The organism is Methylomonas fluvii (assembly GCF_014850975.1).
Classification (GTDB): Bacteria; Pseudomonadota; Gammaproteobacteria; order Methylococcales; family Methylomonadaceae; genus Methylomonas; species Methylomonas fluvii.
In genome coordinates this window covers 553,478-574,563 of the sequence record NZ_JACXST010000002.1, presented here as the reverse complement: position 1 = coordinate 574,563, position 21,086 = coordinate 553,478, and the positions used below count along the sequence as shown (strand labels likewise).

The following is a 21,086-nucleotide window of genomic DNA, read 5'->3' as shown; positions in this document are numbered from 1 at the left end:
GAAGATAAGCCATGAGCGAACTAGACAGAAATCTACCGATGGAGGCCCATACCCAATCAAGTATGGCAAACGCCGACAAAATGCACCCTGCTTTGAAAAGCCTGAGCAAAATGCCGATGGTGCGCCAGCTGGGTCTGATGCTGGGCTTGGCGCTCAGCGTGGCAATAGGCGTGGCGGTGGTGTTGTGGTCGCAGGCCCCATCTTACGATTTACTGTTTTCCGGCGTGGCCGAAAAAGATTCCGCGGAAATTCTCGATGCATTGACCAAGTTAAATGTCGATTACAAGGTCGAAACCGGCTCCGGCGCGATCATGGTGCCAGCCGATAATATCCGGGAGCTGAAATTAAAATTGGCCGCGCAAGGCTTGCCGCGCAGCGCCAGCCTGGGCTACGAACTGCTGGATAAAGATAACGGCTTCGGCGCCAGCAAAAATGTCGAGCAAATGCGCTTTCAGCGTGCACTGGAAGGCGAAATCGCCCTGACTATTCAAACTATTCAAAACGTCAAATCCGCGAAAGTGCTGTTGGCTATTCCGGTGCAATCTGTATTTGTCCGCGAACGCAAAAAACCCAGCGCTTCAGTAGTCGTCGAGCTGTATCAAGGCCGCACCCTGGAAAAAGAACAAATTGAATCCATTGTGCATTTGGTCGCTTCCAGCGTGCCATTGATGGAAGCCAGCCAGGTGACCGTTGTCGATCAGAAAGGCCGCTTGTTGAACAGCAAGGAGGGCGGCGAAGATATGTCCTTGTCCAGCAAGCAGTTTGAATACAAAAAAAATATAGAAGAGCATCTGCGTGGCCGGATCGAAAACATCCTGACACCACTGGTAGGTGGTGACGGCATGCGGGCGCAAATTTCCGCGGACGTTGATTTTACCGTCACCGAAAAAACGCAAGAAATGTTTAACCCGGATTTGCCTGCCCTGCGTAGCGAGCAAACTCAGGAAGAAAATAACTCCTTATCCAAAGTGCAAGGTGTGCCCGGCGCTTTATCCAATCAGCCCCCACCCACCGGTACCGCGCCGGAAGTCGCTAGCGGCCAGGAAAAACAAGCTGCCGCAGAATCCGGTTCCGGCTCTTCAAATAAAACGGCGACGCGCAATTACGAACTGGATAAAACCATTACTCATACTAGACTCGCCACGGGTGCCTTAAGACGCTTGTCGGTGGCGGTAGTGGTGGACGATAAAAAAGTGGTGCAAGCCGACGGTAAAGCGACCCTAGTGGCTTACTCGCAAGAAGATCTGAATCAACTTCGCGACTTGGTCAAACAGGCGGTGGGTTATGATAATAGCCGCGGCGATCAGGTAACGGTCACCAATGTCGCGTTCAGATTGCCCGACGCGCTAGAAGAAGTCCCTTCCGAACCCATCTGGCAACAGCCCTGGTTTGCCAGCGCGCTGAAACAGTTGGCTGCGGTAGCTGTGGTGGTGTTGCTGATCATGGGGGTATTGCGTCCAGGTCTGCGCACCTTGGTGGCCAAAGAAGAACAGTTAGAAGCGCTTGAGCAAGCCAAAGCAATCGCGGAAGCTACGGGTGGTGTGGTGCGTTTCGACGAGACTGGCAAGCCGGTGGCTGTGGCGGTGTCGGTCGATGAAGAAACCGGCGAAGTGCGCACCATCACCACTGGCGTGGAAGATTTGTTGTTACTCGAAGCGCCGCAAAGCTATGAAAAACGTTTGGAATATGTCCAAAAACTGATCGACGAAGATCCTAAATTGGTTGCGCAAGTGATAAAAACCTGGTTGAAAGACGATGGCTGAGCAAGAGAAATTAACGCATGCGCAACGGGCTTCGCTGCTGTTATTGGCAGTGGGGCAGGATAGAGCAGCCTCGGTATTGCGGCATATGGGACCGAAAGAAGTGCAATTGATCGGTTCGAATATGGCGCAGCTCGGGCCGATTAGTTCGGGCATGGTTGATGAGGTATTGGAAGAATTCATCATCGAAATCAAAAACGAAACGGGTCTGGGTCTGGACTCCGACGAATACATCCGCAATATGCTGACTAACGCGCTGGGCGCGGATAAAGCCGGCAGCATCATCGATCGGATTCTGTTGGGTGCCAACAGCAAGGGTATCGAACAGTTGAAGTGGATGGATACCCGCTCGATCGCCGATTTGATTCGTCTGGAACATCCGCAAATCATCTCCATTATTTTGTCATTGCTGGATGCCGATCAGGCCGCTGACGTACTGACCTTGTTGCCGCAAAACATGCGTTCGGATATTTTGATGCGCATCGCCACCCTGGAAGGCGTGCAACCCGCGGCTTTGCGTGAGCTGGACGACATCATGGAGAAACAGCTGACCGGCAGCGACGGCGTGAAATCTTCGCAAATTGGTGGTATCGACGCGGCAGCCAACATCCTCAACTTCATCGAAAGCGGCGTAAGCGATCCGATGATGCAAGACATCAACGAAGCCAACGCCGACCTGGGACAACGCATCCAAGATAAAATGTTTGTATTCGGCGACTTGATCAACGTCGATGATCGCGGTATCCAAACGCTGTTGCGCGAAGTATCCACCGATCAGCTACTGTTGGCTCTGCGCGGCGTGGAAACCGGTTTACGCGATAAAGTGTTTGCCAATATGTCCAGACGCGCGGCGGAAATGTTGCGTGACGACTTGGAAGCAGCACCGCCTGCGCGCTTAAGCGAAGTCGAGGCCGCGCAAAAAGATATTCTGGCGATAGCCAAACGCTTGTCCGATGCGGGTGAAATAGCTTTGGGCGGCGGTGGCGGTGGCGATGAGTTCGTCTAAGAGCAATAAGTTTTCCGAGGCCGAACTTCAGGCCCTGGACCGGTGGACCAATCTACAGGATTTCAGTACGCCGCGCTCCGAAGCGGTCGAATTGGAAGAGGTCACCGAGGTTCTGACCGCCGAGCAGATTGAAGAAATTCAGAAGCAGGCCTACGCAGAAGCCTTCGAACAAGGTAAGCAGCAAGGGTATGCGGACGGGCAAAAGGAAGGCTTTGAAGCCGGGCGTAAACAAGGCTATGAAGAAAGCGTGCATTTGCTGCAAAAGCAGGCGGCCGAGTTCACCAGTTTGCTGGAAGCGCTCAGCGAACCCTTCAAGCAACTCGACGAGTCGGTCGAGCAGGAGTTGGTGAAATTAACCATTGCCATTGCCAGTCAATTGATTCGCCGGGAGTTGAAGTTAGAACCCGGCGAAATCGTCGGCGTAGTCAGGGAGGCGATCAATGCCTTGCCGCTGGCATCTCAGAAAGTCACCGTCAATTTACATCCCGAAGATGCAGCTTTGGTGCGCACTGCGCTGAAACTCGATGAAAACATGCCACCCTGGCGCTTGCAGGAAAATCCTTTGTTGAGCCGTGGCGGCTGCACCGTCGAAACCGAAGTGTCCAGAATCGACGCCAGCGTCGAAAGCCGGGTGGCTGCAGTGATTGCCACTGTATTGGGCGGCGAGCGCCGCGAGGATTTTGGGCGATGATCCCCAGTGTTGATCGTTCCGATTTGTGGTTGGAGCGCTTGCAGCCATATCGGGAAAGATTGGTTGCGGACCCGCTGGAGTTGGTGGTTGAAGGTAAATTGTCGCGGATGGTGGGTTTAACCTTGGAAGCGGAAGGTTGTCGGGCGGCAATCGGTTCATTGTGTCAAGTGATTACCAAATCCGGCAAGATTATTACGGCTGAGGTCGTCGGTTTTGGCGGATCCCGCTTGTTTTTGATGCCGACCGGCGATACGCACGGCCTGGAACCGGGCTGTCGTGTCATTCCCATGGGCAAGAACAGTCTGGCCAACGTCGGTTTTGGTCTATTGGGCCGGGTGCTCGACGGTGCCGGCAAGCCCTTGGATAGTAAGGGGCCGCTGGATACCGATGCCAAGGTCTCGTTATCCGGCGTCACCATCAATCCGCTCAGTCGCAAACCGATCCGCGAGGCCCTGGACGTTGGTGTGCGGGCGATCAATGCGATTCTCAGTGTCGGCCGCGGGCAGCGTATGGGTTTGTTTGCCGGTACTGGTGTGGGCAAGAGCGTGTTGCTGGGGATGATGACCAAGTTTACCAATGCCGACGTAGTCGTGGTGGGACTGGTTGGCGAGCGGGGCAGGGAGGTCAACGAATTTGTACTGAAGATCCTCGGTGAAGAAGGTTTGCGTCGAGCCGTAGTCGTCGCGTCGCCGGCTGACGATTCGCCATTGATGCGGGTGCATGGCGCCTTGCTGGCGACCAGTATCGCCGAGTATTTTCGTGATCAGGGCCTGGATGTGTTGTTGCTGATGGACTCTTTGACCCGATATGCCCAGGCGTACCGGGAAATCGCCTTGGCGATAGACGAGCCGCCGGCGACCAAGGGCTATCCGCCCTCGGTGTTTGCGAAATTGCCGCAATTGGTGGAGCGCGCCGGTAACGGCGATGAAGGCGGCGGTTCGATTACCGCGTTTTATACGGTATTGGCGGAAGGCGACGACACCAACGATCCGATCGCCGACGCGGCGCGGGGTGTTTTGGACGGCCATGTAGTGCTGTCCCGCTCCTTGGCCGAATCGGGACACTACCCGGCAATCGATATCGAAGCCTCGATCAGCCGGGTGATGCCGGATATTATCGAACCGGAACATCTGCAAATGGCGCGGGATTTGCGGCGTTTGTATTCCATCTATCAACAGAACAAGGATTTGATCAGCGTTGGTGCTTATCGGCCGGGAGCCGATCCGCGCATTGACAAAGCGATAGAAAAAAATCCGGCGATCATGGATTTTCTGCAACAAAGCATGGACGAATCGGTGGACTTGAGCCGGAGTCTGAGCGAGTTGGCGCAATTGTTGGCGAGCTGATGAAAAAATCGCAGCGACTGAAAGTTATTATCGACTTACATGCGCGTCAGGAACATGACGCTTTGCAGGCTTTGGGTATCTGTCAGCAAAAACTCCAAGAGCAGCAGGCCCAGCTGGAAAATTTACAAAGTTACCGTTTGGATTATTTAGGTAAGTTCGCCGTTAGGCAGCAGGCGGGGATCAACATCAGTCAGTTGATGGAATTCAGGGCTTTTGCCGATAAGCTCGATCAGGCTATCGAAAGCCAGCAGCAGACGGTAAGCAACCATGAACGCGAGGTGCAGCGGGCCCGTAAGCGCTGGGAAGAGGCGCATCAACGTACCAAAAGTTTGCAAAAAGTCAGTGAACTGGCTTTGGTCGAAGAAATGAAAATCGAACAAAAGCGCGAACAGGCCGAGCAAGACGACCGGGCGGCGCGATCAGGACGCAAGGATGGCACGGGAAGTGCTTGATTAAATAAAAATGTCAGGAGAAATGCCATGAATATCCAAGGTTTAAATCCGCTGTCTCTATTAGCCTCTACCGATGGCGTTGGTGCTGCGACGACAGGTCTATTGGGCGAAGGTGGCGGTGCCGGTGTGTTTTCGGCGACGCTGCTGGAGCAGCTGGCACAATTGCAAAACAGTTTATTGAGTAAAGGGGCGGCCGGTGACGCCGGCTTGGCGAATTTACAGCAGCTGGGCGGATTGGGGGCGGATGCTCTGAACAGTCAAAGCTTGCAGGATTTTACCGCTCTGTTCGGCAAGAGTTTGCCGACGGCAACCAAACTGGATCAGGATATTAATCTCGACGATACCATGCAAGCCTTAGCGGATGTCTTGCAATACTTGCAAGGCTTGGAGGCGACCGGTGCCGCACCGCAAGCTCCGGCCTTACCGGTTACAGCGGCCAAGCAAGAGAATCTTGCCGATATAGTGGCGGAAAATACCGAGGCCGCAAATGATGAGCAGGCGGTGAATGCTGCGATGTTTGCAGGGACGCAAGCTCAGCCCTTGCCGGTCGCAGATAGCGTGAGTGTTGTTAACGACACATTGAAATCCGCAGTAGCAACCAGCGAGGCGATGTCTGCGATCAAAAACAGTCCGGAGCTTTTGGGTATGGATGCCAAAAAAGAGGCGTTGACGACATTAAGCGGCGCGGATGAAGGGCGGAAGGCCATGGCAGCGGAGAGCGGTTTTGCCAAAACGCTTGCCGCCGAAGACGGCACGTCCCGGCAATTTGCGCAAGACAGCGCAGCTGATACTTTTCAAACCGAGCAGCGCGATGTGCCGAAGCAGCAAATTGGCGGTAGCGAGGCTGATGTGGGGTTGTCGAGAATGACGGCCGACATCAATCAACTGAATAAATCGGTAAATAGCGTCGGGCAAACGGCAGCGCCGACGATAGAAAAACATTTGACTCATCCTGAATGGAACACCGAGCTGGGCGAGAAATTGTTGTGGATGCATAAACAAGCGGTGCCTTCCGCGGAAATTCGGCTGAATCCCGAACATCTCGGTCCTATTTCCATCAAGATCGATGTCAATCAAGACCAAGCCAATGTGGTCTTCACTGCCCAGCACGCGGCGGTCAGGGACGCCATCGAGGCGGCAATCCCCAAGTTGCGGGAAATGTTGGGCGGGCAAAACTTGAACTTGGCGGATGTTAACGTTTCCCAGCAACAATCAGAACAAAGACCGGGGCGCGAGTCCTTTCAAATGGCCGGCGAGCAGAATCGCGGCGGCAATAGTCAAGGCCAAGGCCATGCCGATAGTGCGGCAACCGATGCCTCCAACACTATTCTCGACGAAATTGAAGCAGGCCGCGCAATCGCCAGTAATGGCTTATTGAGTCTGTTTGCCTAGTCAACTTTGGGCGCTGTTGAAAAATTGCTTTGCAAAAACAGCGCCTATTTCTATAATGCCCAGCTTTTTGGGGAATTTATCCCCACCCCTTGCCTCACTGTTCAGACGGATGGGAGGCTTTTAAACCCGTAAGGAGAAATCATGCGACATTATGAAATTGTCTTCTTAGTCCACCCTGACCAAAGTGCTCAGGTGCCGGCTATGATAGAACGTTATAAATCCACCGTTGAAGAAGCCGCAGGCAAAATTCACCGTTTGGAAGATTGGGGCCGTAGACATTTGGCCTACCCTATCAAAAAAATTCATAAAGCACATTACGTGTTGATGAATATCGAATGCGACCAAGCCACTCTTGAAGAACTGGAAAGCGGTTTTCGTTTCAACGACGCTATTTTGCGCAGCCAAACCCTGGCGCAAAAAGCGGCCGTAACCGAGCCTTCTGCGATTGCTGTCAGCGGTAACGACGGTCAAAAAGCCGGTAACCGCGTTAAGGAAGAAGTCGAAGAAGAAACCGAAGAAGCTGAAGTAGAAGTCGTCGAGACTGAAGTCGTAGCGGATTCCGAATAATCAACATAGAACCAAGAGAATTGTGATGGCACGTAATAACATTAGACGCAAAAAAGGTTGCCGTTTTAGCGGCGAAGACGCGATCAAAATCGATTATAAAGATTTGGACTTATTGAGCGAGTACGTTACCGAAACCGGCAAAATCATTCCTAGCCGCATTACCGGTACCAGCGCGAAATATCAAAGACAGTTGACTTCTGCGATTAAACAAGCGCGGTTCCTGGCTTTGCTGCCGTTCTGCGACGCACACAAGTGATTTAGCACGAGGGGAGTAGCGCGTGCAATTTCTGGCCACTTTCATTATGAAAGGACGGATGCAGGCCATGACGGTTGCATCCAGCTTGGCCTTGCTATCGCTGCTGTTTCCTCCTGTCAGTATCGTAAGTTCAGCCGCTGTCTCATTGGTAACATTGAGGCGCGGGGCTAGCGAAGGCTTGTATGTGCTGATTTGCTCATGCCTGGCTGCCGCCGTATTAAGCACCTTATTGATCGGCAATTACCAGTACGCATTGCTTTACGGTCTGGCCTTTTGGCTGCCGGTTTGGCTGATTTCGATAGTGCTGCGCGAAGGCCGTTATCTGACGCTGGCAATTGAAATTGCCGTATTGCTGGGTGTTGCGGTGGTGCTGGGTATTTATACGATTCAGGAGCAGCCGGTACAGCTTTGGCGCGAAGTGTTGAGCTTTATGCTGCAGCCCATGCTTGACGGTAAAACCGATGTGCCGCTGGAGCAAATTAAGCAGTCTGCGGAATTGTTGGCGCATTTCATGTCTGGGGTTGCCGCGGCAGGCAGCGTTTACGGCTTGCTGTTCGGTTTGTTTTTGGCCAGATGGTGGCAAGCAGCGCTATACAATCCGGGCGGTTTCAGGGCCGAGTTTTTGGCCTTGAAAGGGCATGTGCACCTGACATTAGTGACCTTGCTGGTGGCAGGCATAGCAATGTTGACTTCCGGCAAAACCGCGGAACTGTGCTGGAACGTGCTACTGGTGCTGCTGGTGACCTACACGATGATAGGCACCGCAGTATTGCACGCGGCGTTCTCGGTGATGAAGGGTAGTCGTTTCATGGTGCCTTTTTTATACGTGACGTTGATGTTGATCCCGCATGTGATGCTGGTGATTGTACTGTGCGGGCTTACCGATACCTGGCTGGACTTACGAAATAAACTAAAACCAAATGGGGCGTAAGCTCCCGATTTTTCGACAATCAAGTCGATCTAAGAGGTAAAAAACGATGGAAGTCATTCTTCTGGAAAAAACGGCGAACCTGGGTAACCTGGGCGATAAAGTAACCATCAAAGCGGGTTACGGCAGAAACTATTTGATTCCTCAAGGCAAAGCAGTTCCTGCTACGCCTAAAAAAATCAGAGAGTTTGAAGAGCGTCGCGCCGAGTTGGAAAAACAAGCCGCTGAAAAGTTGGCTGCTGCCACCGCTCGTGGCGAAGCCCTTAGCAAATTGAATGTGTCCATCGCCCATAAAACCGGCGACGAAGGCCGTTTGTTCGGTTCGGTTGGTACGCAAAACATTGCCGATGCCATCACTGCTGCCGGCATTAAAGTCGAGAAACACGAAATACGTATGCCTAACGGCGTCATCCGTAACATCGGCGAATACGACATTGCTATCAATCTGCATACCGACGTCGTTATCATGCTGCCGGTAAAAGTGGTAGCCGAGTAAAGTCCGTGATCATCGTAACCGGTGGCGCCGGCTTCATCGGCAGCAATCTGGTATTGGGCCTGAATACCCGCGGTTATGATGATATTTTAGTAGTCGACCATTTAAGCAACGGTATCAAATACCGGAACTTGGTCGACTGCAAGATAGCGGATTATCTGGACAGAAGCACCTTTTTGGAACGACTGCAACAAGGTGCTTTCCAAGCAGAAACGATAGAAGCCATTTTTCACCAGGGCGCCTGCTCCAGCACGACTGAGTGGGACGGCCGTTACATGATGGACAACAATTATGAATACAGCAAAACGCTGTTTCATTATTGCCAAAGCCATAAAATCCCGTTCATTTACGCTTCCAGCGCCGCGACCTACGGTGCCGATTTAACCTTTAAGGAAGAATTGGCTTACGAAGGTCCGCTGAATGTCTACGGTTATTCCAAGTTTCAGTTCGACCAATATTTGCGCAGACAGCAAAATCTGACCGCGCAAGTGGTAGGTTTACGCTATTTCAATGTCTACGGTCCGCGCGAAGCCCACAAAGGCAGCATGGCCAGTGTGGCCTTTCATTTGAACAATCAGATCAAAGACTCCGACGAATTACGCTTATTCGAAGGTTGCGACGGCTATGGCAACGGCGAGCAGCGCCGCGATTTTGTTTATGTCGGCGATGTGGTGGCTATTAACCTTTGGTTTCTTGATAACCCCCAAGCATCCGGCATCTATAACTGCGGTACCGGGCGTAGCCAAACCTTTAATGACGTGGCGAATGCGGTGATCAAATTTCACCAGCGGGGCCATATCAAATATATTCCCTTCCCCGAGCACCTGAAAGGCTGCTACCAAAGCTTTACCGAAGCCAATTTGGACAAATTACGCGCCGCTGGCTGCAAGCACTCGTTCCAAACCGTCGAGCAAGGTGTACAACTTTATATGGAATGGTTGAACGGCTAGTCAGGTCAATTTCTATCATCGATCACGATGATTTTTGTAAGTAAATTCCGATATATTTCCATTTTTTCTACAGCATAGTCTGGAACCCGGTTGTAGAATATTTTTCTATTTCGTCAACAGTAACTGCCGAGAACGCAGATGAGTCGCCCCACGGCAATTCGCATTGCCCACTCCTGTTTATCTGACCCCCAGCGGGCGGTCGAAGAGCTTGCTTTAGGTTTGCTGCACACCGATACCACCTTGGTCATTTTCTTTTGTTCGAATAGATATGACCGAACTGTGCTGGCTTCCGAAGTAAGACGTTGCTTTCAAGGTATCCAAGTGCTTGGCTGCACGACCGCCGGAGAAATAGGTGGTGCAGGACTGAGTCAACAAAGCCTGGTAGGTGTCGGTTTTTCCACGCCGGATTTTATGGCGACCAGTGGACTAATCCCAAATTTGCAACAGTTTCGCATCGCGGAAGGGCATACGCTTGCCAGCGACCTATTGTATGGCTTGCAAGATAGGGTTACGCATCTTAACGCCGAAAATTGCTTCGGTTTTTTGTTGATCGACGGCTTATCGGTACGCGAAGAGCAGGTCACCCATGCGATACAAGACGCGTTAGGTAATATCGCCATGATTGGCGGCTCGGCGGCCGACGACTTGCTGTTCCATAAAACATACGTCTATTACGATGGTGACTTTCATACGGACAGTGCCTTGTTGTTGCTGGTGCATACCTCGTTGCCGTTCAAAATATTCAAAGCGCAACATTTTGAACCGACCGCGGAAAGATTGGTGGTCACCCTCGCCGATGCCAGACGCCGCGTCGTATATGAAATCAACGGCCTACCAGCGGCGCCGGAATACGCCAGGCTCATTGGAGTTTCGACAGACGCATTAAGCCCTGCGCACTTCGCCGCGGCGCCGGTCGTGGTATCTATCGATGGAAACTATTATGTGCGGGCGATTCGTAGTGCTAACCAAGATCAAAGCCTGACTTTTTACTGTGCGATTGAGGAAGGCTTGGTATTGAGAGTGGCGCAGGGGGTTGATCCTATCGAAAGTCTACAACAGGTTTTTGCCGAAGTTCGGGACGAGATAGGCCAGCCTCAGGTTGTTGTCGCTTGCGATTGTATCCTTAGAAAGCTTGAGCTGGTGCAGCGCGGGTTGACGGCCCAAGCAGAGAAAATACTGAGTGATAACAAGGTGATAGGTTTCAATACTTATGGCGAACAGTTTCGCGGCGTGCATGTAAATCAAACCTTCGCCGCGGTTGCCATCGGCGCAGTTGATAGGTGTGGTGAGGATGATTGATACAGATACACTCGATATAGAGAGCGAATTAAGGGCGGAAATCGTTCGCCTGAATAAGGTTGTGGAAGCCTTAATGAATCGAGTAGAGCATAGTTCCACTCAACACTATTCGGATTTTGATCAGTTTCAAACCACCATCATGCTGGAGAATTTGGTGCGGGCGCGGACAAAAGAACTGGATGCGGCGTTGCGGGAGAACGAGAAAATCAATCGGGCGCTGCAGGAAGCCGAGGAGAAGTTTCACCGGGTGCTGGATCAGTCCTTGGTTGGTATCACCATGATTATCGATGGCCGTTTCCATTATGTGAACCCCAAGTTCGCGGAAATCTTCGATTACCCGGTCGATCACCTCATGACGATGGACATGATGGAACTCGTCAGCGATGCCGATCAGCCTCTCGTGCGTGAAGCGATGCAGAAAGCGCTGAACCAAGAGCTTAGCAAAATTAATTTTATCGCCAACGCCTTACATAGGAATGGCCAAATGATCACGGTGGAGGTATCGGTGAGTCCGGCCATAGATATTGGTGGCAAACCGGCATTGATAGCCGTATTGGCGGATATTAGCGAGCGCTTGCGTTCCGAACGCCAAGTTAAAGCCCTGCACGAGCAGCTCCAATACCAGGCGATTCATGATCCGTTGACAGGACTGTATAACCGCTTGTTCCTTAACGAAAATTTGGAACGTGAATTGCGTTTGGCTGAGCGGCAAGGCTATGAGGTGAGCGTGGTGATGAGCGATCTGGATCATTTTAAAATGATCAATGATTGTTATGGACACCAGGCCGGTGATGCTGTTCTGAAAGCTTTTGCCGACATCCTGAAGCGCCATGCTCGCGCCAGCGATTTGGATTGCCGCTATGGCGGGGAAGAATTCTTTCTGGTATTGCCGGATACCTCGTTACAAACAGCGACTGAACGTGCCGAATCGATACGTTTGGCGTTGCTTGCGCAGCCCATTGCGGTTGACGACATCAGTGTTCATGTCACCGCATCATTTGGCGTAGCTACCTATCCGACAAACGGTCTATCTTCAGTGGCCTTGATCGGAGCGGCGGATAAAGCGCTCTATCTAGCCAAGGACGCCGGTCGCAATCAGGTCGTCGCAGCTGCCCAGCCCTCGCTTTAGGCGTATTGGAAAGCCTGACTCGAGCGGTAGATGCCGATGTGGTGACAGATTCGGCTCAACGCGTTCAGCAAGCGTGCGATTTGGTGTGCCCGGCACATTGCCCGCTGATTTACATAAACAAATTCTCGATACGTCGCACGGGTCGGAACCAAACCTAGAATGACATTGCCAATAGGGGCTTTGCCGCAATCTGCTGTGGCATATCACTTATTTTCTCCACCAGTGATTTCCGATATTCGCCGGCGAAAAAGCTTAATAGCCTGATTTCTATTTGCTTGTGCGATTGGGCGCGTATCGTGCTGGTAACATCCGGACAAACACGCAGCGATGGCATATGTCCGACCAAGTATTTTCCGCAAAACCTTCCGACAGCAGCGCGCAAGCCGAACTCAGCGCCGAACAGTTTGCGGCATTCATCGATAAACATCGCGATGAACTCAGTCGTTTTATCGTGCGTAAACTGGGGTCGGAGGACCTGTCCGCAGACATACTGCAAGATGCTTATTTACGGCTAAGCCGCCAGCAAACTCAGGAAACTATCGAAAATCCGCGGGCTTTCGTGTTTCGGGTTGTCGGCAATCTGGTGATCGACTACCAGCGGCTTAGCGCCAATCGGCTCAAGCAGGATGTCGACGACGACACCTTCAACGCCATTCCCGAACAGTCCCCAGGCCCCGAGCAGCGTTATCAGCAGAACCAGCGCTTGCAAGCCATTCATCAGGCCTTGGCGGAATTGCCCGAAGACTGCCGCCTGGCTTTTTATTGGAACCGGGTCGAAGGTCTTAGTCATACCGAAGTCGCGGCCCGCCTGCGTATTTCGGACAGCATGGTCGCCAAGCATCTGGCGCGAGCCATGCGGCATTGCCGGGACAGGCTCAAACAACATTGAGGCACATGCCGGCCGGCCGGAAAATATCAGCAAGAACCGCCGCGTCATCCGTCATAATAGTTTCAACCGTCCAAACCTTATGCCGATGAGTAACGCACCCGTTTCCGAAATCACCACCTTGTCCGATCAGGCTATTGATTGGGTGATACGGCTGCGCGCCGGAAACGCCAGCGAGCAGGAGCGGCGCGCGGCCGCCGAATGGCAAAATCGCAGCCCCTCGCACCGTCGCGCCTTTGCCGAAGCCGAACAACTATGGCTGGACATGGGCGATGTCTGGTCGGTAACGGATCTGCCGATACCGGCGCAAGCCATGGGCCGCCGATTTAGCCGGCCCCTCTGGCGCGGCTTGGCAGCGGCGGCTGTGGCTTTGGCGCTGGTTTTGCCGTTTTCCGGCCTTGGCGACCGCTGGTTCAGCGACCATTACACCGCTGTCGGCGAACAAAAAACCGTGACGTTGGCTGACGGCAGCCAGGTGCTGTTGAATACCGATACCGCATTGACGGTTGCCTATTCGGATACCGGCCGCAAACTGACATTGAAACACGGCCAGGCCTTATTCAAGGTCGCCGCCGACCGCAATCGGCCGTTTGAAGTGGCCACCGATACCGCGGTGGTCAAAGCGCTGGGGACGGTTTTTGAGGTGCTGCAGCAAGACCACGCCGCCCGCATCACGGTGCAGGAACACGCGGTTGGCGTCAAAGGTCTGTACGCCTCGGATTACCCGCCCGACGCTCGCATTCAAGAAGGCCAGCAAGCGGTTTACACTGCCGCCAACGGCTTGCAAGCCGCAGTGGCGGCCGATCCGCAGCAAAGCGCCGCCTGGCAGCGCGGTAAACTGGTCTTTAAAAATCAAGCCCTGGCCGAGGTGGTTGCGGAACTGGACCGCTATTTCCCTGGAAAGACAGTCATCAGCGACGCCAAACTGGCGGCGCTAAGGGTCAGCGGCGTTTTTCCGCTGGCGGACCGCGCCGCCACGCTGGCGATGCTGCAACAAATCCTCTCGGTAAAAATCAGTCAAATCACGCCGTGGTTGACCGTGCTGCACGGTTAGCGCAAAAAAAATTCCACCGCCATTACAAGATTTTTCCAGCCGTCCGTCTTAACCGGTACGCGGCAATGGTGCCGCCGCCACGTTAAGGACTACAGATGAAAAAATCACTCAATACCGGCAGCGTCCACCCCGGCCAGGCCCGTATGTTTAAACCCAGGCCTATTGCCGCATTATTCCTGCTAGGCACTGTCAGCCTGACTGCGATGGCCGGCGACGCTGCGCAAGCCTTCAACATCCCGGCGCAAGCCCTGGACAGCGCCTTGACCGAACTCGCCTACCAGACCAACCTGCGCCTGCTCTATCCGGCGGAACTGGTCGGCAAACTCCGCTCCAGCCCAGTGTCCGGCCAATACACCCCGGAGCAGGCCATGCAGCGGATGTTGCAGGATTCCGGCTTGACTGTGCGAAAAACGGCGAACGATACGTTTACGGTTGAGCAAGCGGCGGCTGTCGAGCCGCGCACGGCGGCGACGATGCCGGCGGTGACGGTGATGGGGAAGGCGGTTTATGATTCGACTGATCCTTATAACCCGGATTACAGTTTGCCCAATGCAACCACGGCCACTAAAACCGATACGCCGATTATGGAAACGCCGTATTCGATACAGGTCGTGCCAAAACAGGTTTTGGAAGACACGCAAGCTGTCCGCCCGGGCGATGCGCTCAATTATGTCAGCGGTATCTATCAAGGCACTGCAAATTCCGGTGATTGGCTGGACTGGTCGAGACGACGAGGTTTTGATAATTACCCCGCAGGCGATTATCGCAATGGAGCGGCATTTCCGTTGGCCAGTGCCTGGGGAGGACGGGATTTGGCCAATGTGGAACGCGTCGAAGCTCTGAAAGGGCCGGCATCATTGCTTTATGGTCTGACTGCGCCTGGTGGCGTGGTCAATTACGTCACCAAACAACCGTTGGCAACGCCGTATTATTCCTTGCAACAACAATTCGGTTCTTACGACTTCTATCGTACCACCGTGGACGCCACCGGGCCGATTACCGACGACAAATCGTTACTGTACCGTATTAACCTGGCTTATAAGGATGCCAACTCGTTTCGTGACATGGTAAGCAGTGACCGTATTTTTATCGCACCGACGGTTACTTGGATCATTAGCCCTAAAACCCAGGTGAATTTTGAATTGGAATACGATTACGGTCATGTGGTATTTGACCGGGGCATACCTGCAATTGGCAATCGGCCAGCCGATGTACCACGCAGTCGATTTTTAGGTGAAGCAGACCCGCAAAGTACGTTCGAACGGGTTCTGGTGGGAATGAATTGGTCTCATGCCTTTAACGACAATTGGACGCTGAGCCATCGTTTTACTGCGGTCTACAATGGTATAGAGACTTACGCAGCTAATCCGACAGGGTTAAATGCTGACAATAGAATGTTAAATATATTCGGCGTGGTCGGACATCGTCCGCCGGGAGATGATGCCAGCTATTTTAATGCGATCAATTTGACGGGGCATTTCGATACATGGGGATTACAACATACGTTACTATTAGGCGGGGACTATTTTCGTACCTTTAGGCAAGGTACCGAGCAATATTATTTCAATGCCACAGATATTTATAATCCTACCTATCTTGGAGCTAATGCCATCCAAGGTCAAATAGCCAATGCCCCCGTTGTTAATAGCTCAGCATTGGAGCAATGGTTCGGGCTTTATCTCCAAGATCAAATCAAATTGCCATTTAACTTTTCTATGCTGGCGGGTTTTCGCTATGACGGTGCGGAAAATGAATATGTCGATCTTGTCAGTGGGACGGTTACTGAAAATCCCATGCAGGATAGCTTGACACCTCGCGGCGGCTTGGTCTGGCAACCTATTCCTGAATTTAGTGTGTACGGCAGTTACACTGAAAACTTTGTTGGTGTTCAATCCGGTAGATCAATTGGCGGTTCGTTATTACGCCCTGAAACTGCACAGCAGTGGGAGTTTGGAGCCAAGACAGAACTCTTCGACAAAAAATTGATGGCTACGTTGGCTTGGTTCGATCTGACCAAGCAAAATATGGCAATTTATCAGCCACCGACTTTTATCGACGCAAGAGCGATAGGAGAGGCTAAAACAGCTGGCCTGGAATTCGATATTAAGGGCGAAATTCTGCCTGGATGGAACATGATCGGTGCTTATGCTTATACACCCGATGCGAAAGTTATTAAAGGTTATCCGGGCGAAAATGGTCAACGCTTGCCAGGAGTTCCCAAACATGGAGGCAGTTTGTTTACCACTTACGAGCTACAAGCCGGTACATTGCGAGGCTTGAAGTTCGGTGGTGGAGTACTGGTTCGCGGCTCCCAAACTACTGAAACAAGTAACACTGACGTCGTACTGCCAGGCTATGTGACGGTAAATCTATTGACCAGTTATTCTTGGAAAGTTGGCGGCAGTAAAGTGACCACGCAGTTGAATGTCAACAACCTGCTCGACAAGGAATATTTTCCCAGCGCGGCTTTCAGCCGTAACGCTATCGAAGTCGGCACACCGAGGACATTTATGGGATCAGTAAGAGTGGAGTATTAGTCTTTCTGGTTCCCAACCTCTAGGTTGGGAACCTTGGCCTTGGAAGCTCCAGCTTCCTAACTCTACAGGAAGCAACAGCTTCCAAGTGTTTGATTTCCAAGCGAGAGCTTGGGAACAAGAGGGGCTAGGGAAATAAAGAGCTTTGTGCTCATTCCCTCACGCTGTGTGGAAATTCCAAACTCCGCCGCGCTGCGGCACGAAATTACCGTACCCGCACGATTAAGTTTTAGTTCCTAAGCGCAACAGATTGGCTTCCGGCCCGATGGTTTAAAACCCGTTTCAAACCCTGCCCGAAACCCTAGTCCTTAAGTTAACGGCATTGGGAGCTAACCCCGACCTTAACAATTAACCCGCTTTAAAATTCAGCCAAAGCCTTGCGTGCCGCGATTACACCCGCCCCAGGCGACAGCTCCAGACCCTTGCCGATTACTGCCAACGGCGTATGCTTATAAGGATAAGCATAACTACAGCCAAGGAGCGCAACATGTCCACGCACAATCAATACATCCGCTGGTTTGCAGAACTTACCATCAATGATATTCCGCTGGTCGGCGGTAAAAATGCCTCGCTCGGCGAGATGTATCGCGAGTTGGCCGCGGAGGGCGTGATTGTCCCCAATGGTTTTGCGATTACCGCCGAAGCTTATCGTTATATGCTCGATCAGGCCGACGCTTGGCCGCGTTTGCACGCCTTACTCGACGACGTCGATGCCGACGATGTTGCAGGCTTGGCGCACCGTGCGCAACAGGCGCGTGACTTGGTGTATGCAGCCCCCTTGCCGGCCGATTTGCAGCAGCAAATTCTGGATGCTTTCGGGCAATTACAGCAGCAATATCAAGACGATGTAACCGTCGCGGTGCGCAGCTCCGCCACCGCCGAGGATTTGCCGACCGCCAGCTTTGCCGGCCAGCAAGATACTTATCTGAATATTCGCGGCGGCCAAGCCTTGCTGGATGCTTGCAAGCGTTGTTTTGCCAGTCTATTTACCGACCGGGCGATTCATTACCGGCTGGATCAGGGCTTCGATCATTTCAAAATCGGTTTGTCGATAGGCGTAATGAAAATGGTGCGCTCTGATTTGGCGGCCAGCGGCGTGATGTTTTCGCTGGATACCGAGTCGGGCTTCAGCGATGCCGTGTTTATCACCGGGGCTTATGGCTTGGGTGAAAACGTGGTGCAAGGCGCGGTCGATCCGGACGAATTTTATGTGCATAAACCCACGTTCGCGCAAGGCTATCGCGCGGTATTACGGCGCACGCTGGGCGCAAAAAAAATCAAGATGATCTATAGCGATGGCCGCACCCGCGAACCGATTCGCAACGTCGCCACCTCAAATCAGGAGCGCCGGCAATTTTGTATCGACGATGCGGAAGTGCTGCAATTGGCCGATTACGCCTTAAAAATCGAGCGCCACTACGGCCGGCCTATGGATATGGAGTGGGCCAAGGACGGTTTGGACGGCAAGTTGTATATCGTGCAGGCCCGTCCGGAAACCGTGGCCTCACAAAAGCTGGGTAACGTGTTGGAACAATACCAGCTTAAACAAGCAGGCGAAGTCATCGTCAAAGGCCATGCCGTGGGCAGCAAGATTGCGGTCGGGCAGGCGCGGGTGATAGACAACGTCGCCAAGCTCGGTAGTTTCAAGCCCGGCGAAGTCTTGGTGGCCGACATGACGACGCCGGATTGGGAGCCGGTGATGAAAACCGCCGCCGCCATCGTCACCAATCGCGGCGGGCGCACTTGCCACGCAGCCATCATTGCCCGCGAACTGGGTGTGCCGGCCGTGATAGGTTGTGAGAACGCGACGGCTGCGATAGCGAGCGGCAGTCTGGTGACGGTGTCGTGCGCGGAAGGCGATGTCGGCAAGGTCTATGCTGGCCGGCTGGATTTTGACGTGACGCAGACGGATTTGTCGCAACTGCAGCGGCCAAAAACCAAGATCATGCTCAATCTGGGTACTCCGGAGTTGGCGTTTAAACTCAGCTTCCTGCCCAGCGACGGCGTCGGCCTGGCGCGGATGGAATTCATCATCACCGAATATATCAAGGCCCATCCGATGGCTTTGATTCACCCGGAAAAAGTCGCAGACGCCGGCGAACTGGAGCAACTTAAGCAGTTGACCGAAGGCTATACCCGGCCGGAAGAGTTCTTTATTCAACGCCTGGCGGAAGGCGTTGGCACGATCGGCGCGGCGTTTTATCCGAAGCCGGTGGTGGTGCGAATGTCGGATTTCAAAACCAACGAATATGCCACCTTGTTGGGAGGACGTTGGTTCGAGCGTGACGAGGCTAATCCGATGATCGGTTTTCGCGGCGCTTCCCGATATGTGCACCCGGCTTATGCCGAGGGGTTTGCCCTGGAATGCGCGGCAATGAAACGGGTGCGTGAGCAGATGGGCTTGAAAAACGTAGTGTTGATGATCCCATTTTGTCGGCGGATAGACGAAGCCGAGCGAGTATTGGCTTACATGGCGGAGCAGGGTTTAAGACGTGGTGATGATGGCCTGGAAATTTACGTGATGTGCGAGATACCGAATAACGTCATCCTGATCGACGAGTTCGCTAAATTGTTCGACGGCTTTTCGATCGGCTCCAACGACTTGACCCAATTGACGCTGGGTGTGGACCGCGATTCGGAAATCGTCGCCAATGATTTCGACGAGAGGGATGCCGGCGTGAAGACCATGATTCGCCTGGCGGTCGAAGGCGCCCGCCGCAACGGCCGCCATTCCGGTCTTTGCGGTCAAGCGCCGTCCGATTACCCGGAAATGGCTGAATATTTAGTCGAAATCGGCATTGATTCGATGAGTTTGAACCCGGATACGGTGTTGCAGACTACCCAGCGTCTGCTGGATGTGGAGCGTAGGTTAAGACGATAGCTACTCTGGGTTTTGATTGGCTGTGTGACTTGTGGCTGATTTTTTCAATACAGCATGACACCTAAATCGGTCTTGCTCTCGAACTTTGGACCGAAAGAATTGCTCGAGTAAGGGGAAAATCTAAATTATGTTATTTCACCTGTTTTTTGTGAGCTAAATCACGGACTTTGATTAAGGGTTGAGAATAAGTAAACTCTAATTGTTTGTAATTAATACGTTTTATAGGTGGCATAAGGATTGCGTTATGGAAGCAGGCGCCTGTCAGTTATGGCTTACAAAATTGTTAAGTCCTGGGCTCAAGGTGCTTTCTCCCCATAACTTAAGATTTAAGGTAAAAACGTATGATCAAAACAAAATTGGCCAAAGCTGTTTCCATGGCGGTCGCTGGCGTCGCGCTTTCAGCAGGCGCATCTACCGCGTCGGCGCATGTCATGTACAACACCTTTACAACAACGGCGGCCAGTGCAACCGATGGTTGGAATTACACGTTTGACGGTCCCGATGTCGATACAATTGCTACCGGCCCTGAAAGCGGCGGCTACCAAGGTACTCAAGTGCCTTGGCTTGGTACAGCAGGTGGTGCGTTGCCGTTCGGATATACCGGTCGCGCGCATTTGAACTGGGCTGCCGCGATTCACGGACCAGGAACCTTGGAAGTGTCGGCCGCCGACGCACTGGCTGATTATGGCGTGGCAGCGGAAATTGATACCGGCGCCGGTGCTTGGAAAGATAATGGTCTCGATGCTAATGGCGTACCTACCGCAACAGGCCCTACCGGTTGGAAACACCAAATTGACATGGGTTTGATTAAATCCGACATCTCTACTGTATTGAGGTTGAACCTGACCTCGCTGGGCACAATTAACGGTAATTTTGGCGTTACCGTGTTTAAAGGTATGGATACTACCAACTCGGTAGCTTACAGCCACCACGGTAGTTGGAATAACACCGGCAAGCCGGAAAATACCAGCAACCCTTTCTACAACACAGGCGTTGGTTCCGGCATGGAGTACCTGACTCATGACGCTAGCGTCGATGCAGTGAATTATCTTGAGTTTTTCGCAGAGGCAGGCCAAGTTTATACCATTGCGCTGGGCGGTAACGGCGTCGGCAGATGGAATGCAAACGTCTCCGGCTATGAGTTATCAATCGCCGCTGTGCCAGTTCCTGGCGCCGTTTGGTTATTCGGCAGCGCGATGGTCGGTATGATCGGTTTTGGCAGTCGCCGTAAATCTGCCGTCGCGGCGTAAGGGTGAAAGCATGCTGCAAGTCTGACGGTTTGTAGCGCAGGGAAATGTGGTTTTAGGATTAATCAGGAAGATTCGCCAGGGATGGCGTCTTTTTACGGGGCTGCTAAGGATGTGGTCGACCGTTCTCGTCATAGACTCGCCGCTATTGTGTGTCGAGTTCTAATCACAGTTGGTAGTTAAATTTTAGATTTACCCTTTGATATACTCCCTGG

General features: G+C 52.7%; 18 protein-coding genes. All 18 read left to right on the top strand.

Features of this window, described 5'->3' with window-relative positions; translation table 11 throughout:
* The first annotated feature begins 11 nt into the window (after nt 1-11).
* Nucleotides 12-1,763, top strand: coding sequence for a flagellar basal-body MS-ring/collar protein FliF (gene fliF, locus EBB_RS12135; RefSeq protein ID WP_192394099.1), 1,752 nt, complete (start codon nt 12-14; stop codon nt 1,761-1,763).
* Complete coding sequence (gene fliG / locus EBB_RS12130) at nt 1,756-2,766, top strand: flagellar motor switch protein FliG (RefSeq protein WP_192394098.1); 1,011 nt, start codon at nt 1,756-1,758, stop codon at nt 2,764-2,766. Before fliF ends, fliG begins: the two co-directional genes overlap by 8 nt.
* A complete protein-coding gene (locus tag EBB_RS12125; protein WP_192394097.1) occupies nt 2,753-3,457 on the top strand; it encodes a flagellar assembly protein FliH in 705 nt (234 codons plus the stop codon). The genes fliG and EBB_RS12125 overlap by 14 nt, the downstream gene beginning before the upstream one ends.
* Complete coding sequence (gene fliI / locus EBB_RS12120; RefSeq protein ID WP_192394096.1) at nt 3,454-4,803, top strand: flagellar protein export ATPase FliI; 1,350 nt, start codon at nt 3,454-3,456, stop codon at nt 4,801-4,803. The genes EBB_RS12125 and fliI overlap by 4 nt, the downstream gene beginning before the upstream one ends.
* Complete coding sequence (fliJ, locus tag EBB_RS12115) at nt 4,803-5,255, top strand: flagellar export protein FliJ (RefSeq protein ID WP_192394095.1); 453 nt, start codon at nt 4,803-4,805, stop codon at nt 5,253-5,255. The genes fliI and fliJ overlap by 1 nt, the downstream gene beginning before the upstream one ends.
* A 27-nt stretch (nt 5,256-5,282) precedes the next feature.
* Nucleotides 5,283-6,647 carry a flagellar hook-length control protein FliK gene (locus EBB_RS25905; RefSeq protein ID WP_223146830.1) on the top strand — a complete coding sequence of 455 codons (1,365 nt, stop codon included), beginning with the start codon at nt 5,283-5,285 and terminating at the stop codon, nt 6,645-6,647.
* A 141-nt stretch (nt 6,648-6,788) separates the two neighbouring features.
* Nucleotides 6,789-7,214 carry a 30S ribosomal protein S6 gene (rpsF, locus tag EBB_RS12105; protein WP_036274688.1) on the top strand — a complete coding sequence of 142 codons (426 nt, stop codon included), beginning with the start codon at nt 6,789-6,791 and terminating at the stop codon, nt 7,212-7,214.
* 25 nt (nt 7,215-7,239) lie between these two features.
* On the top strand, nt 7,240-7,470 hold the full coding sequence (gene rpsR / locus EBB_RS12100; RefSeq protein ID WP_020482464.1) for a 30S ribosomal protein S18: 231 nt from the start codon (nt 7,240-7,242) through the stop codon (nt 7,468-7,470).
* A gap of 22 nt (nt 7,471-7,492) precedes the next feature.
* Nucleotides 7,493-8,401, top strand: a complete 909-nt coding sequence (locus tag EBB_RS12095; RefSeq protein WP_192394094.1) for a hypothetical protein — start codon at nt 7,493-7,495, stop codon at nt 8,399-8,401.
* 46 nt (nt 8,402-8,447) lie between these two features.
* On the top strand, nt 8,448-8,894 hold the full coding sequence (gene rplI, locus EBB_RS12090) for a 50S ribosomal protein L9 (RefSeq protein ID WP_192394093.1): 447 nt from the start codon (nt 8,448-8,450) through the stop codon (nt 8,892-8,894).
* 5 nt (nt 8,895-8,899) lie between these two features.
* Complete coding sequence (gene rfaD / locus EBB_RS12085) at nt 8,900-9,841, top strand: ADP-glyceromanno-heptose 6-epimerase (RefSeq protein ID WP_192394092.1); 942 nt, start codon at nt 8,900-8,902, stop codon at nt 9,839-9,841.
* Between the two features lie 138 nt (nt 9,842-9,979).
* Nucleotides 9,980-11,140, top strand: a complete 1,161-nt coding sequence (nosP, locus tag EBB_RS12080; protein WP_192394091.1) for a nitric oxide-sensing protein NosP — start codon at nt 9,980-9,982, stop codon at nt 11,138-11,140.
* Nucleotides 11,133-12,269: a GGDEF domain-containing protein gene (locus EBB_RS12075; protein ID WP_192394090.1), complete on the top strand. Its 1,137-nt coding sequence runs from the start codon at nt 11,133-11,135 to the stop codon at nt 12,267-12,269. The genes nosP and EBB_RS12075 overlap by 8 nt, the downstream gene beginning before the upstream one ends.
* A 334-nt stretch (nt 12,270-12,603) precedes the next feature.
* Entirely contained in the window at nt 12,604-13,158 is a 555-nt protein-coding gene (locus tag EBB_RS12070) for an RNA polymerase sigma factor (RefSeq protein WP_192394089.1), read from the top strand.
* 85 nt (nt 13,159-13,243) lie between these two features.
* A complete protein-coding gene (locus EBB_RS12065) occupies nt 13,244-14,209 on the top strand; it encodes a FecR family protein (RefSeq protein WP_225587419.1) in 966 nt (321 codons plus the stop codon).
* A gap of 95 nt (nt 14,210-14,304) precedes the next feature.
* The gene (locus tag EBB_RS12060) at nt 14,305-16,746 is read left to right on the top strand and encodes a TonB-dependent siderophore receptor (protein ID WP_192394088.1); all 2,442 of its coding nucleotides are present in this window, start codon (nt 14,305-14,307) and stop codon (nt 16,744-16,746) included.
* Between the two features lie 484 nt (nt 16,747-17,230).
* A complete protein-coding gene (ppsA, locus tag EBB_RS12055) occupies nt 17,231-19,624 on the top strand; it encodes a phosphoenolpyruvate synthase (RefSeq protein ID WP_192394087.1) in 2,394 nt (797 codons plus the stop codon).
* 341 nt (nt 19,625-19,965) lie between these two features.
* On the top strand, nt 19,966-20,874 hold the full coding sequence (locus tag EBB_RS12050) for a hypothetical protein (RefSeq protein WP_192394086.1): 909 nt from the start codon (nt 19,966-19,968) through the stop codon (nt 20,872-20,874).
* The last annotated feature ends 212 nt before the right edge of the window (nt 20,875-21,086 follow it).